General features: G+C 65.6%; 13 protein-coding genes, 2 tRNA genes and 2 pseudogenes. 8 read left to right on the top strand and 9 right to left on the bottom strand.

The window, feature by feature from the left end:
- The first annotated feature begins 153 nt into the window (after nucleotides 1-153).
- Nucleotides 154-1,074, top strand: a complete 921-nt coding sequence (locus ACN8ZM_RS13405; protein ID WP_420210122.1) for a LysR family transcriptional regulator — start codon at nucleotides 154-156, stop codon at nucleotides 1,072-1,074.
- Between the two features lie 40 nt (nucleotides 1,075-1,114).
- Here ACN8ZM_RS13405 and ACN8ZM_RS13400 read toward each other — a convergent pair whose 3' ends face one another.
- Nucleotides 1,115-2,011 carry a LysR family transcriptional regulator gene (locus ACN8ZM_RS13400; RefSeq protein WP_420210121.1) on the bottom strand — a complete coding sequence of 299 codons (897 nt, stop codon included), beginning with the start codon at nucleotides 2,009-2,011 and terminating at the stop codon, nucleotides 1,115-1,117.
- Between the two features lie 106 nt (nucleotides 2,012-2,117).
- On the opposite strand from ACN8ZM_RS13400, the gene ACN8ZM_RS13395 reads away from it, so the two are divergent.
- Nucleotides 2,118-3,008 carry an alpha/beta fold hydrolase gene (locus ACN8ZM_RS13395; RefSeq protein ID WP_420210120.1) on the top strand — a complete coding sequence of 297 codons (891 nt, stop codon included), beginning with the start codon at nucleotides 2,118-2,120 and terminating at the stop codon, nucleotides 3,006-3,008.
- Nucleotides 3,009-3,038: 30 nt separating this feature from the next.
- Here ACN8ZM_RS13395 and ACN8ZM_RS13390 read toward each other — a convergent pair whose 3' ends face one another.
- Together ACN8ZM_RS13390 and ACN8ZM_RS13385 are read right to left on the bottom strand one after the other, a co-directional pair.
- Nucleotides 3,039-3,938, bottom strand: a complete 900-nt coding sequence (locus ACN8ZM_RS13390; RefSeq protein WP_420210119.1) for an SDR family oxidoreductase — start codon at nucleotides 3,936-3,938, stop codon at nucleotides 3,039-3,041.
- Between the two features lie 40 nt (nucleotides 3,939-3,978).
- Nucleotides 3,979-4,716: an SDR family oxidoreductase gene (locus tag ACN8ZM_RS13385; protein ID WP_420210118.1), complete on the bottom strand. Its 738-nt coding sequence runs from the start codon at nucleotides 4,714-4,716 to the stop codon at nucleotides 3,979-3,981.
- 117 nt (nucleotides 4,717-4,833) lie between these two features.
- Here ACN8ZM_RS13385 and ACN8ZM_RS13380 point away from each other — a divergent pair, with 117 nt between their 5' ends.
- Nucleotides 4,834-5,736, top strand: coding sequence for a LysR family transcriptional regulator (locus ACN8ZM_RS13380; protein WP_420210117.1), 903 nt, complete (start codon nucleotides 4,834-4,836; stop codon nucleotides 5,734-5,736).
- Between the two features lie 23 nt (nucleotides 5,737-5,759).
- Here the strand turns inward: ACN8ZM_RS13380 and ACN8ZM_RS13375 are convergent, their stop codons facing one another.
- From ACN8ZM_RS13375 to ACN8ZM_RS13365, 3 genes are all read right to left on the bottom strand, one after another.
- Nucleotides 5,760-5,927 carry a hypothetical protein gene (locus ACN8ZM_RS13375; protein ID WP_420210116.1) on the bottom strand — a complete coding sequence of 56 codons (168 nt, stop codon included), beginning with the start codon at nucleotides 5,925-5,927 and terminating at the stop codon, nucleotides 5,760-5,762.
- A gap of 145 nt (nucleotides 5,928-6,072) precedes the next feature.
- Nucleotides 6,073-6,154, bottom strand: a tRNA-Leu gene (locus ACN8ZM_RS13370).
- Between the two features lie 353 nt (nucleotides 6,155-6,507).
- Nucleotides 6,508-6,909 carry a hypothetical protein gene (locus tag ACN8ZM_RS13365; RefSeq protein WP_420210115.1) on the bottom strand — a complete coding sequence of 134 codons (402 nt, stop codon included), beginning with the start codon at nucleotides 6,907-6,909 and terminating at the stop codon, nucleotides 6,508-6,510.
- 283 nt (nucleotides 6,910-7,192) lie between these two features.
- Here ACN8ZM_RS13365 and ACN8ZM_RS13360 point away from each other — a divergent pair.
- The 4 genes and pseudogenes from ACN8ZM_RS13360 to ACN8ZM_RS13345 all read left to right on the top strand — a co-directional run.
- Nucleotides 7,193-7,463 (top strand): annotated as a pseudogene (locus tag ACN8ZM_RS13360) (DDE-type integrase/transposase/recombinase); the annotation flags it as partial.
- A gap of 110 nt (nucleotides 7,464-7,573) precedes the next feature.
- Complete coding sequence (locus ACN8ZM_RS13355) at nucleotides 7,574-8,005, top strand: STM2901 family protein (protein WP_420210114.1); 432 nt, start codon at nucleotides 7,574-7,576, stop codon at nucleotides 8,003-8,005.
- 1 nt (nucleotide 8,006) lies between these two features.
- Nucleotides 8,007-8,390 (top strand): DUF1493 family protein, encoded by a 384-nt coding sequence (locus ACN8ZM_RS13350; RefSeq protein ID WP_420210113.1) that lies wholly within the window; start codon nucleotides 8,007-8,009, stop codon nucleotides 8,388-8,390.
- 224 nt (nucleotides 8,391-8,614) lie between these two features.
- Nucleotides 8,615-8,842: pseudogene (locus tag ACN8ZM_RS13345) on the top strand (type VI immunity family protein); the annotation flags it as partial.
- 277 nt (nucleotides 8,843-9,119) lie between these two features.
- Here the strand turns inward: ACN8ZM_RS13345 and ACN8ZM_RS13340 are convergent.
- The 3 genes from ACN8ZM_RS13340 to ACN8ZM_RS13330 form a co-directional block, all read right to left on the bottom strand.
- Nucleotides 9,120-9,204: transfer RNA gene (locus tag ACN8ZM_RS13340), tRNA-Leu, on the bottom strand.
- A 96-nt stretch (nucleotides 9,205-9,300) separates the two neighbouring features.
- Entirely contained in the window at nucleotides 9,301-10,476 is a 1,176-nt protein-coding gene (locus tag ACN8ZM_RS13335; protein WP_043189896.1) for an ABC transporter substrate-binding protein, read from the bottom strand.
- Between the two features lie 64 nt (nucleotides 10,477-10,540).
- Entirely contained in the window at nucleotides 10,541-11,482 is a 942-nt protein-coding gene (locus ACN8ZM_RS13330; RefSeq protein WP_014896306.1) for a CysB family HTH-type transcriptional regulator, read from the bottom strand.
- A 214-nt stretch (nucleotides 11,483-11,696) separates the two neighbouring features.
- Between ACN8ZM_RS13330 and ACN8ZM_RS13325 the strand changes: the two genes are divergently transcribed.
- Nucleotides 11,697-13,376 carry a nitrite/sulfite reductase gene (locus ACN8ZM_RS13325; protein ID WP_043189889.1) on the top strand — a complete coding sequence of 560 codons (1,680 nt, stop codon included), beginning with the start codon at nucleotides 11,697-11,699 and terminating at the stop codon, nucleotides 13,374-13,376.
- Nucleotides 13,377-13,395: the final 19 nt, after the last annotated feature.

Genomic DNA, 13,395 nt, shown 5'->3' with positions numbered 1-13,395 from the left:
GGGCCGCGCAGTGCACCGCAATGGCGCGTTTGCGTGGACAATGGACGGGCGCGCGGCCTCGCGGTTGCGCGCCCGTTTTTTCTGTACCGCCGGATCTTGCCGCGACGCGCGACGGCCGGCGGCGACGATCGTCCGAACCTACGTTCCCCGCCGATGGACAAGCTGGATCAGGTCAGAATCTTCCTGCAGGTTGCCGAGATGGGCAGCTTCATCAAGGCCGCGCATGCGCTCGACGTGCCGCGCGCGACCGTGTCGGCGGCCGTCCAGCAGCTCGAGACGGGGCTCGGCACGCGCCTCCTGCACCGCACGACGCGCCAGGTGCAGCTGACTGCCGACGGTGCGCTGCTGCTCGAACGCGGCCGGCGCCTGCTCGCGGAGGCCGACGAACTCGACCGCCTGTTCCGCCGCCGCGACCGCGACGTGATCGGCCGGCTGAACGTCGACGTGCCGAGCCGGATTGCGCGCCGCATGGTGGCGCCCGCGCTGCCGTCGCTGTTTCGCCGTTACCCGAAGCTGCAACTGTCGCTCGGCTCGACGGATCGTTCAATCGACCTGGTCCAGGAGGGCGTCGACTGCGCGATCCGCGTCGGGCGGCTCGCGGACAGCAGCCTCGTCGTGCGGCCGCTCGGGCAGTTCACGCTGATCAACTGCGCGAGCCCCGACTACCTGCGCGAATGCGGCGTACCCGAGCATCCGGATGCGCTCGCGCACGGACACTGGGCGATCGGCTATGCGTCGCCGACGACCGGGCGCGAGCTCGACTGGGAATACTGCGCGGATGGCCAGCGGCACACACTCGCGCTGCCGAGCCGCGTGATCGTCAACAACGCCGAAACCTATATCGCCGGCTGCATCGCGGGGATGGGGCTGATCCAGATTCCGCGCTTCGACGTCGCGCATCTGCTCGACAGCGGCGCACTCGTCGACGTGATGCCCAGCCACCGCGCTGCGCCGATGGATGTGTCGGCCGTGTATCCGCACCGGCGCCATCGTTCGCGCCGGCTCAATGCGTTCATCGAGTGGTTCGGAGAACTGATGGCGAGCGCGCTGACGAAGGGCGGGGAGGGCGACTGACCGGCACGGCCGGCTTGCGTCACGCGCCGTCGTGCCTGTTTCAGCCGGGCGGCGCCGCGAATTGCCGGCTGCGCCCGGTTTCCCGCACCACGTCGATCAACGCCGCGCCGGCGCCATCCGGTTTCGCCGCGAACGCGTAGAAGCGCGCGGCCGGTAGCGCCGGCAGACCGTCCTGCGGCCCGCATTCGCGCAGGCCGTCGCGCAGCTGGCTGCGCGCCAGCGCGGTGACCGCGAAGCCCGCGAGCGCGGCCGACACGCAGCCGGCCATGCTGCTGCTCTCGAACAGCACGCGGAACGGCCGCAGCGCGGCGGCGAGTGCCGCGACGGCGGCTTCCCGATAGACGCACGGCTGCGGAAACAGTGCGAGCGGCACGTCGCCGCCTGCGTCGAGCGTGCGATCCGACGCGAACGCCCACACGAGGGGTTCTTCCCAAAGCAGTTCACCCGGCGTGTCGACCTGCCGGCACTGCTTGCCGAACACGACGTCGAGCCGGCCAAGCGTCTGCTCGCGCAGCAACGATGCGGTGATGCCGACCTTCAGCTCGATCGACGTGCGCGGGTGGCGGTCGCGAAACGTGCGCAGCACATGCGGCAGCCACGCGCCCGCGAAATCTTCCGACGCGCCGACTCGCAGCGGCCCGTGCGCCGGCGCGCCGCGCAGCCTCGCGCGCACTTCGCGTTCCATGTCGACGATGTTGCGCGCGTATGCGTACAGCGTGTCGCCGGCCGGTGTGAGCGCGATGCGGCGGGTCGTGCGCGCGAGCAGCACCGTGCCGGCGGCCTGCTCGAGCCGCTTGATGTGGCCGCTGACGGCGGACGGCGTCAGCGCGAGCCGTTCCGCGGCCGGCGCGAACCCGCGGTTGTCGACGACTTCGAGGAAGGTGCGCAGCAGCGTGATGTCGAGCGAGGTCGACGCGGGATCGGTCAGCGGTTCCATGGATCAATTCAACGTGATACTCGAAGAATAAACGATGATACTCCGTGAATCGTGATGAACGAACTGCCTACCATCGTGCACTCGGATCGACCCAACGGAGTACACGATGACGACCTATGCGCATGCGACGACCGCGTCGCTCGACATTGCCTATCTCGAATGGAACCCGCACGGCGAGCGCGTGGCCGTGCTGCTGCATGGCTGGCCGGACAGCCCGGTCGGCTGGGACGCGGTGGCGGCGGCGCTCGCCGCGCGCGGCTATCGCGTGCTCGCGCCCGCGCTGCGCGGTTTTGCGCCGACCCGCTTTCGCGACGCATCCGTGCCGCGCAGCGGCCAGCTCGCGGCGCTCGGACGCGACCTGCTCGACTTCGTCGATGTGCTTGGCATCGAGCGGCCCGTGCTGGTCGGGCACGACTGGGGCGCGCGGGCGGCCGCGAACGCGTGCGGGTTGCGCGATGCCGCCGCATCGCATCTCGTGATGCTGTCGGTCGGGTACGGCACCAACGATCCCGGACAGCCGCTGTCGCTGCAGCAGGCGCGCAACTACTGGTATCACTGGTTCATGGCGACGCCGCGCGGCGAGCAGGCGTTGCGCGACGATCGCCGCGCGTTTGCCCGCTTGATGTGGGACACCTGGTCGCCGCCGGGCTGGTATCGCGACAGCGACTTCGACGCGGCCGCCGCTGCATTCGACGGGCCCGACTGGATCGACGTCGTCCTGCATTCGTACCGGCATCGTTGGGGATTCGCGCCAGGCACGTCGGCCTATGCCGACGACGATGCGCGTCTGAATCCCACGCCGGTGCTGGCGGTGCCGACGCTCGTGCTGCATGGCGGCGCGGACACCTGCAATCATCCGGACAGTTCGGCCGGACGCGAGCGATGCTTTGCGGGGCGCTACGCCCGGCAGGTGCTGGACGGTGTCGGCCACTTTCCGCAGCGCGAGGCGCCGGCGGCGGTCGCCGACGCGATCCTCGGGTTCTGCGAGCAAGCTTGAGGCGCGCCGGCGTGTCCGGCGCGCAGCGGATCAGCCGGCGACGCGGGCCGCGAGCAGGTCGGCGAGGCCGATGTTCCTGAACATCTCGCGGCGGATGCGATCGCCGACGCGGAACACCTCCTCCGCGCCGTCTTGCGACGGATCGACGAACACGCGGTACGGGCGCTTGCCGGCTGGCGTGGCGACGATGTCGGCAATCGCCATCGCGACGGTACCGGCATCGGCGTCCGCCGGTTCGAGCGCGGCGAGGCCCTGCAGCGCCTGCTCGGCGACGCCCGCATAGGGGCCGTCGTCGTAGGCGGCCTGAACGGCTGCATCGGCCGGCTTGCCTGCGTGGGCGAAGTGATTCGTGCCCTGGGTGAAGGCGCCCGGCACGACGATCGACGTCTCGATGCCCCAGCGGGCGAGTTCGGCCGCATAGGACACCGCGAGCGAATCCATCGCGGCTTTCGCGGCGAAGTAGGGGGCGAGGAACGGCGGCGTACCGCCGCGCGCGGACGACGACGATACCCAGACGAGCAGGCCGCGGCCCTGGCGGCGCAGGTGCGGCAGCGCCGCGCGGTTGACGCGCTGGGTCGACACGACGTTGATGTCGTAGAGCTGGGCGATCTGCTCGGGCGTGAACGCTTCGGCCGGGCCGAACACCATGTGGCCGGCATTGTGGACGATGACGTCGAGGCGGCTGGTGTCCGCGATCACGCGATCGATGGCGGCACCGACGGACGCGTCGTCACCGACATCGAGCTCGACGGTGCGCAGGTCGACGCCGTGCTCCTGCGCGTAGGCGACGATGGCTGCGACGCGCGGTGCGTTGCGGCCGGTGCTTTCGCGCATCGACGCGTACACGGTATGGCCGGCGCGGGCGAGTGCCTGGGCCGTCAGCAGGCCAAAGCCGCTGGACGCGCCCGTGACGAGGATGACTTCCTTCATGATCGATCTCCGGTAAGAGGCAGGCGGGGCAGGCGGCCGGTCAGCACATGCCGCCGTTCGCGCGCAGGATCTGGCCGTTGACCCATGCGCCGTCGGGGCCGGCGAGGAACGCGACGACGCTGGCGATGTCCGCGGGCTGGCCGAGCCGCTCCAGCGGGTTCATCTTCGCCATCCGGTCGACGAGTTCGGCGCTTTTGCCATGCAGGAACAACGCGGTCGCGACCGGCCCCGGCGCGACCGCGTTCACGCTGATGCCGCGGCCGCGCATTTCCTGCGCGAGCACCTGCGTCATGCCCTCGACGGCCGCCTTGGTCGCGATGTACACGCCGTAGGTCGGCAGGCGCATGCCGATCACGCTCGATGTCAGGTTGACGATGCGGCCGCCGTCGCGCACGCGCTTCGCCGCCTCTCGGCTGACGTTGAACGCCCCCTTCAGGTTGATCGCGACGGTCTGGTCGAACGCTGCGTCGTCGAACTCGGCAAGGGGGGCGAGCTTCATCACGCCCGCGCTGTTGACGACCACGTCGATCCGGCCGAATGCCTGCTCGGCCGCGTCGAACAGGGCGGCCACGGCCGCCGGATCGGCGACGTCCGCCTGTACCGCGACGGCTGTGCCGCCACTGGCGACGATCGCGTCGACCACTTCCTGCGCGGGGCCGGCGCCGCCGGCGTAGTTCACGACGACCCTGAAACCGTCGCGGGCGAGACGGCGGGCGATTTCCGCGCCGATGCCGCGCGACGAGCCCGTGACGAGGGCGACCTGTTCCGATGTGCTCATGTCCTGCTCCTTGATTCGTGAGTGCCGTGCGATCCGGCGACAGGACTAATGTAGGCGCCCTTGTTCAATAAAAATAATGAATAATGATCAGATCAAGAATGACTGAAAGTATGTCTCATGGCATTCGACAGCAGACTTTTGAGCGGCATCGGCGTGCTCTCGGCGGTGATCGAGGCCGGCACCTTCGCGCGCGCCGGCGAGGCGATGGGGTTGACGCAGCCGGCAGTGAGCCGCGCCGTCGCCCGGCTGGAAGAGCGCGTCGGCATCCGGATCTTCAACCGCACGGCGCGCGCGATCACGCTGACCGACGAAGGGCGGCGCTTCTATGAGGCGGTCGCGCCGCTGCTGGCCGGCATCGAGGAGGCGGCGATCGACGCCGGCCAGTCGAAGGCGCGTGTCAGGGGGCGGTTGCGCGTCAACGTCGACGCGACTTTCGGTCACTACGTGCTGGCGCCGAAGATGGCGGCGTTTCTCGACCGCTTTCCCGACCTGTCCGTCGAGATCAGCGTGCGCGACCGGATGGGCGACCTCGTCGCCGACGGGTTCGACGTGGCGGTGCGGTTCGGTATTCCGGAGCCGTCCTCATACCGTGCGCGGTTGCTGCTGGAAACGCGCGTGCTCACCTGCGCGTCGGCGGCCTATGTCGCGCGTCATGGCGAGCCGCGGCACCCGCGGGATCTCGCGGATGGGCATCGTTGCGTGCTGATCCGCGATCCGGTGACGGGGCGGCCATTCGAATGGGAATTCCATCGCGGCAAGGAGGTGGTGCCGTTCGATGCGGCCGGCCGGCTGATGGTCAACGATACGGGCATGCTGCTCGGCGCGTGCCTGGGCGGCGCGGGGATCGCACAGCTGTTGGAACTCTATGCGCGCGACATCCTTGCCGACGGGCGGCTGGTGCTGTTGTTGCCGGCGTGGGCGGACGAGACGTTTCCGCTCTACGCGTATCACCACGCGTCCAATCTCGTTTCGGCGAAGGTGCGCGTGTTTCTCGACTTCGTGCGGGCGTTGATGGTCTGAGCTGGCGCGGCCGTCTCGTCCATTCATTCGGTGCGATGCGGAATGCTGTCCGGGAACGGGTAGGGCGCGTGCGGGCCCGGCCAGTCAGGCACCGGCGGCGCGGTCAGGATGTCGCATCCGGCCAGCATGAGCGACAGCGCCACGGCGAGCACGCGGCGGCAGAGCGGAGATGAAATCGTGCACATGGACATGGCGTGCCTCCGTGTCGCGCATCCTCATGATGCTTGGACTGCTGCGTGGGGGTACGCGTTGCGACGCGGGCGGCAAAAAACTGCGGAGCGACGAGCTTGCGCGGGTTTCGGGAGGCGCAGCGTGTCACGCCGCGAGAATGCTGGTGGCAGGGCCGGAATCCAACCGGCCCGCCGTGCGGCGGGGGATTTTGAGTCCCCAGCGTCTACCAATTTCACCATCTGGGCTTGATCCTGGCCGCGCATGCGATTGTGTGCGGCGAAACGCGGATCGGGAAGATAGCGGCGGTCTGTTGGATCGGCTCACGCATTACTGCCACGTCGACGAAATTGCGAACAAGAGCTGGCTATTCAAGCACAGCAACATGAGCAGCAAGAAGCGCAACCGCGCGCGAGCAGAGGCGAATGCAGCGGCATTCGATTCTGCCGTCGCCGGATTTCAGCCAGCAGGGTGGGGCAAATTTTGTTCGGTGCAGGCAGTTAGGGGCGGTGGAAGCTTTACTTTGTACGACCGCCGTGTCACGCCAGACTGGTTGTGCTGGGCGTGGTGCACTTGAGTCATAGCTGCGCCGATCGTGGCGATTCACGGCTCGCCAAGCGTCGTTTTCAAGGCCTCGACCCCTTCGGCATTGAGCCACGTCTTGAGACGTTCTACCGCAACATTCGCGTCTACCTTTCCGCCGCTATGAACGAGTTCCGCACAAACACTTGTAGCGGCGGCAAGGATCCGTGCGGCTTCCGGTACATAGGACAAGTCGTTGTTTGCATCGTGTCGTGATCGTATTACGGTGTAGCGCGTCGCTTCGGCAAGTGTCCACGCACTCGTTACTACCTCGAAAACGGATACATTTTTCCCATTCACAAGAGCCGATCGGGTCCGCGAGCTCTCGGAATAGCCGAGTGCCTCCAATTGCTCGCAAAAATTCACTGCAGCCGCAAGAACGTCTCGAATTTGTCCCCAATCAGTACGCGGTAGTTCGGACATCGAAAACTCCATCTAGGAAAAAGTCGCAGAAAGCTCCTGTACCTGTACATGTGGCTACGTCGAAGCGCTGGCGATATATGGAAACCGCGGCTCGCAATGCAAGGTGCCACTACAAGAGCTAGCACTATAAACTGAGGTTGCAGGGGGGGCTGTATCTAGTAAGGAAAGCTAACTTCGGAAATCATTTAAAGGAGTCGTCAATATGCATGTGGCATAGCAGTAGAGGACCAGACTTGGTATCCGCAATGAATCGCCAAGCCAGGCGTTAACCTATGCGAAGTGTTACGACTTCCTGCGCGATCAACTGGTGGATGGCCGGGCGTTGAAGATGCTAAGTGTGGTCGATGAGTCCACCCGCGAGTGTCGGGCAATCGAGGCCGTTGCCAGCCTAGACATCGAAGGATGTGATCCTGACGCTATCGCGACTCATGCGGCTGTACGGCAAGCCTGCGTTCATACGGTCGGACAACGGCGCCGAACTCACTGCTGCCGAGGTCATGCATTGGCTGCTGGATGCTGCAATCGGTCCGGCCTTCATCGCGCCCGGCAGTCCGAGAGCGTGATTGTTCATCTAACGGCCCATCCCGGGTTCGGCTCGGTGATAAAAAGAGGACTTTGCGATTCTGGTAATCTCGGCGCTCATTCAAACAATCTTGAGAGCTGTATGGCGGACAATCGCTATTCGTACAACGGGCATACCAATCTTCAACCGGTCGATTTGTTTTTCTGGGTCGCGGCCGACCAACTTTGCAAGCGGTTTGGTTTCAGCGATCTTGCTGCCGCTGCCGGCATCCTGCTAGGGCAAAACGACGTTCCCGTGCCGGGCAAGCTGCGCGGCGCGGTTGCCGGCACGTCTGTCGTGTCGATGGCCGCTCGCAAACTTTTGCCGTTCAATATCGGTATGCGGCTGCCGACCATCACGAAGGCTGGTGTAGGCGGATTGCGAATTGCGATGACGCGCAATCTCGGGGCGTTCGTGGGGCGCGCGGTGCCGGTGGTCGGAACCGTCATGCTGGCGACCGATGCGGCAATCGTCACGTGGAATACGGTGCAGGTCTACAACGGCATCGTGAAGCCGGAAGACAGGGTGTTGTGACATGACAGACGGAACGTGGGAGCGGCTTGAGGCGTTCGCCCGTGAAGAGCTAGGACGGCCAATCTTTGGCGGCCCGCTGAAGCTGACGCGCGATAGCCGGATGGAAGAGGACCTTCGTATTACCGGAATCGACGCGATCGAATTCATCGACAAGTGGGCCGAGACATTCGGCATCGACGTGGAGAACTTCCCGTACAAGCGTTACATCGGCCCCGACACCCTTGACGTGGTTCGGTCGATTCTCGGGCTGTTCTCTTCCAGGTATCGCGATCCGGAGTTGGTGCCGCTGACGCTCGGTATGCTGGAGGAGGCAATGCGCGTTGGCCGATGGGAGACGGAGGCAATCGAGCGTGTGGCTAAGTACCGGGCACCGCATCGCGCTTAGCCATGTGCCATGGAGGCTTCGATGGGTGTTACAACCCTCAGCAGCCATTTAACAACGTGGCCGCACCTTCACATTGCCTCAATCACCGGAATCCGTTTCCTGATAAGGGATTGAGTCGTTCTGCATCGTGTTGAAGGCTTTAATGATAGTGCGAAAGGTGGAAGTTTCCCCTGCATGCGGGAGCGGTCGGTCACGAGTAAAAAGGGGCTGGAACTGTTGATAGCCCTCCGGGACCGCCCGCCGCGTACGTGCTGCTCAATCACGCGCTGTGCTCGATCGTGGCCGAGAAGTCCGACATTCTGCAACGCGGTACGATCAACAGCACCGCCCCGTTGCTCGATACTTGCGTGGCAGCAGAGGCATGGTTGAAGCGCTTCAATGTGCCCGACGACCAGATAAATGGCTACTGGGCCGAGCTGCACAAGACGCCGAAGTTGTCGCCAGCATCGTGAATTGCCGTCGCGGGCAGGATCAAGGCAGGTCGATCCCTTCGGTTGCCGATGCGCGCGCTGCCGGAACGGGACGCGAGTTGCGGATGCAAGTCATGACACGCTGCCCCGCGTTCTCCGGAAATCCACGAAGGACCAAAGAAAAAGCCCCGGTCGTCGCTGACACGGGGCTCTGTTCTGGCACACCCTTTTGGCACAGGAGGTGTTTGCTGCTTCAGTCTTCTGCTGCCTCCTTGGGGAAGGCATCGCGCAAGTTCTTGATTCTCTTACGCTTCTTTTCTGGTGCCCAGGGCCGGAATCGAACCGGCACGCCTTGCGGCGGGGGATTTTGAGTCCCCTGCGTCTACCAATTTCACCACCTGGGCTTGATCCTGGCCGCGCATGCGATTGTGCGCGGCGAAACGCGGATTATGTCCGAAATCCCGCCGCCGGGCAAGCTGCCCGGTTGCCGGCGGCACACGTCACTGGCTCAGGTAGACGAATCGGCCCTGTTTGACGATTCCCATCACGCTCGCGCGCTGATCGAGCCCCACATGATCCTTGTCGCTCGTGTTGACGACGCCGTTCGGCACGACGAGCTCGTGCGCGCGTTCCAGCTCGCGCCGCAGCGCCGCGCGGAACGCGGGCGTGCCGGGCTGCGCGGCCTTCAGCGCGCGGCCGACCGCGTCGGCGAGGCGCGGATAGACACCCGCCGCGTCGCCCGCGAACTGCGTGACCGTGCCGGCGCCATACTTCGCCTCGTACGCGTCGACGAACGCGAGCGCGGCCTTGCGGGCCGGATGATCGGCCGGCAGCGTGCGTGCGACGACCACCGGTTGGGTCGGGAACAGCGTCCCGTCGACGTCCTTGCCGCCAAGCTTGATGAATTCCGGCGTCGCGATCCCGTGTGTCTGATAGATCGGGCCCTTGTAGCCGCGTTCGATCAGCGTGCGCTGCGGCAGCACGGCAGGCGTGCCCGAGCCCGCGATCAGGATTGCGTCGGGCTTTGCCGCGATCAGCTTCAGCGCCTGGCCCGTGACGCTCGCGTCGGTGCGGTTGAAGCGCTCGGTCGCGATGACGCGGATCTTGCGCAGGTCCGCGAAACGCGTGAACTCGTTCAGCCAGCTGTCGCCGTAGCTGTCCGCGAAGCCGATGAAGCCGACCGTCTTCACACCGTGGTTCGCCATATAGCGCGTCATCACGTCGGCCATCGCGCTGTCGCTCTGCGCCATCTTGAACGCCCAGGTTCGCGCGCCTTCCTGCGGCTCGACGATTGCGCCGGAACCGACCAGCGTGATCATCGGCGTCTGCCCGGTGGCCACCGCATCGAGCGCCGCGAGCGCGGCCGGGGTGATGTTCGGGCCGACCACGACGTCGACGTGATCCTCGTCCACCAGCTTGCGGATGTTGCGCACCGCGGTGCCGGGATCGGACGCATCGTCGAGCACCGTCACCTGCACGGGCTGCCCGGCGATCGTCTTCGGCCACATCAGGATCGCGTTCTTGCTCGTGATGCCGATCGCGGCGGCCGGGCCGGTCGACGACAGGTCGACGCCGACCTTCAGGTCGGCCTGCGCGGCCACGCAGGCGAGCGCGAGGGCGACACCGGCGGCGCGGCGCAGCAGAGCGGGAAGGGGTGGCAGGGCGGGACGCGTCATGCGGAATGCTCCGTCGGACAGCAAAAAGGGGCGCGATGTGCGCCCCCGTGTTTATACACGCCGCTCAGAGTTCGTACGATTCGGATTCGCCCTTGAGCGCCTGTTCGATCAGCTTGCGGTTCAGCGTCGGCGACAGCAGTTCGACCAACGTATACACATAGCTGCGCAGGTAGGCGCCCTGCTTGAGCGCGACGCGCGTCACGTTGCTGCCGAACAGGTGGCCGACCGGGATCAGCCGCAGGTTGCGGTCGCGCTCCGGGTTGAACGCGATGTCGGCCATGATGCCGACGCCGAGGCCGAGTTCGACGTAGGTCTTGATCACGTCGGCGTCGATCGCCTCGAGCACGATGTCCGGCGACAGCCCGCGCAGTGCGAACGCATGGTTGATCTTCTTGCGGCCGGCGAACGCGTCGTCGTACGTGATCAGCGGGTATTGCGCGAGATCGTCGAGCGTGACCGGCTTGCGTTCGAGCAGCGGATGGTCGGCCGGCACGACGGCCGCGTGGTGCCACTGGAAGCAGGGCAGCGACACGAGCTCCTTGTAGTCGGAAATCGCCTCGGTCGCGATCGCGAGATCGGCCTGATCGTGGATCACCATCTCGGCCACCTGCGTCGGGCTGCCCTGCAGGATCGACAGGTGCACCTTCGGGAAGCGCTTCTTGAATTCGGCGATCGCGGCCGGCAGCGAGTAGCGGGCCTGCGTGTGGGTCGCGGCGATGGTCAGGTTGCCCTGATCCTGGGCTGCATAATCCTTCCCGACCCTTTTAAGGCTTTCAACCTCCTGGAGGATCCGCTCGACCGACGCGAGGATGATCCGGCCCGGCTCGGTGAGCGAGCGCACGCGCTTGCCGTGCCGCGTGAAGATCTCCACGCCCAGCTCGTCCTCGAGCTCGATGATCGCCTTCGATACCCCCGGTTGCGACGTGTAGAGCGCCTTCGCGGCCTCGGTGAGGTTGAAATTCTGCCGGACGGCCTCGCGCACGAAGCGAAATTGGTGCAGGTTCATTTATAACCCTTCCGCATATCAACAGAATTTTTTAGTCGTTTGAAATATAAGGCGAGTTTATTACGATTCACCGGAGTTTTTCAAATATGGATATCTGTTTTCGTCATTAGCAATCCACCCGGCAGCGGATGGCGGCGGTGACGGCGGAACGGAGATTCGGGCGCGACGTGGCTAGGACGTCGCGCGGTCACCACGAAAACCCTGGGGTCCCCGAATGTATCAGTACGACCAATACGACCAGACGATCGTCGACGAGCGTGTCGCGCAGTACCGCGATCAGGTGCGCCGCCGGCTGTCGGGCGAGTTGAGCGAAGACGAATTCCGTCCGCTGCGCCTGCAGAACGGCCTGTACATGCAGCGCCACGCGTACATGCACCGCATCGCGATTCCTTACGGCAACCTGCGCAGCGACCAGCTCCGGATGCTGGCGCGCATCGCCCGCGAACACGACCGCGGCTACGGTCACTTCTCGACCCGCTCGAACATCCAGTTCAACTGGGTCGAGCTGGAAGACACGCCCGAAATCCTCGCGAAGCTCGCGTCGGTGCAGATGCACGCGATCCAGACGTCGGGCAACTGCATCCGCAACATCACGGCCGACCAGTTCGCCGGCGTCGCGCAGGACGAGGAGATCGATCCGCGTCCGTGGTCGGAAATCCTGCGCCAGTGGTCGACGTTCCATCCCGAATTCCTGTGGCTGCCGCGCAAGTTCAAGATCGCCGTGTCGGGCTCGAAGGACGACCGCGCGGCCGTGCAGATCCACGACCTCGGCGTGTACCTGAAGAAGAATGCGCAGGGCGAAGTGGTCGCGAGCATCCTCGCGGGCGGCGGCCTCGGCCGCACGCCGATCATCGGCGCGGTGATCAAGGAAGACCTGCCGTGGCAGCACCTGCTGACCTACTGCGAAGCCGTGCTGCGCGTGTACAACCGCTACGGCCGCCGCGACAACCTGTACAAGGCGCGCATCAAGATCCTCGTGAAGGCGCTGTCGCCCGCGAAGTTCGCGCAGCAGGTCGAGGAAGAGTGGCAGCACCTGAAGGACGGCCCGTCGACGCTCACGCAGGCGGAAGTCGATCGCGTGTCGCAGTACTTCCAGCCGCCGGCCTACGAGAAGCTGGCCGACACCGACGCATCGTTCGAACAGCATCTGCTCGAGAACAAGGCGTTCGCGCGCTGGGTCGAGCGTAACGTCGCGCCGCACAAGGTGGCCGGCTACGCGGCCGTCACGCTGTCGCTGAAGGATCATCGCGCGGCGCCGGGCGACGCGACCGACAAGCAGATGGAACAGGTGGCCGACTGGGCCGATGCGTACTCGTTCGGCGAGCTGCGCGTGTCGCACGAGCAGAACCTGATCCTCGCGAACGTGAAGAAGCGCGACCTGTTCGCGGTGTGGGAAAAGGCGAAGGCCGCCGGTTTCGCGACGCCGAACATCGGCCTCCTGACCGACATCATCGCGTGCCCGGGCGGCGACTTCTGCTCGCTCGCGAACGCGAAGTCGATCCCGATCGCGCTGGGGATCCAGCAGCGCTTCGACGATCTCGACTATGTGTACGACCTCGGCGACCTGTCGCTGAACATTTCCGGTTGCATGAACTCGTGCGGTCACCACCACGTCGGCAACATCGGCATCCTCGGCGTCGACAAGGACGGTGCCGAGTGGTACCAGGTGTCGCTCGGCGGCGAGCAGGGCACGGGCCAGAACGGCGCGCGCCTCGGCCGCGTGATCGGGCCGTCGTTCTCGGCGGAAGAAGTGCCCGACGTGATCGCGAAGCTGATCGACACGTTCGTCGAATCGCGCATCGACGGCGAGCGCTTCGTCGACACGTACGACCGCATCGGCATCGCGCCGTTCAAGGAGCGCGTGTATGCGGCGCGCCAGGCAGTGAACGCGTAACCAACCGGGTAGAAGGAAC

This window comes from Burkholderia aenigmatica (genome assembly GCF_048627025.1).
Lineage (GTDB): Bacteria > Pseudomonadota > Gammaproteobacteria > Burkholderiales > Burkholderiaceae > Burkholderia > Burkholderia aenigmatica.
The sequence above is the reverse complement of the archived record's forward strand: the minus strand, read 5'-3'. Positions and strand labels throughout refer to the sequence as shown.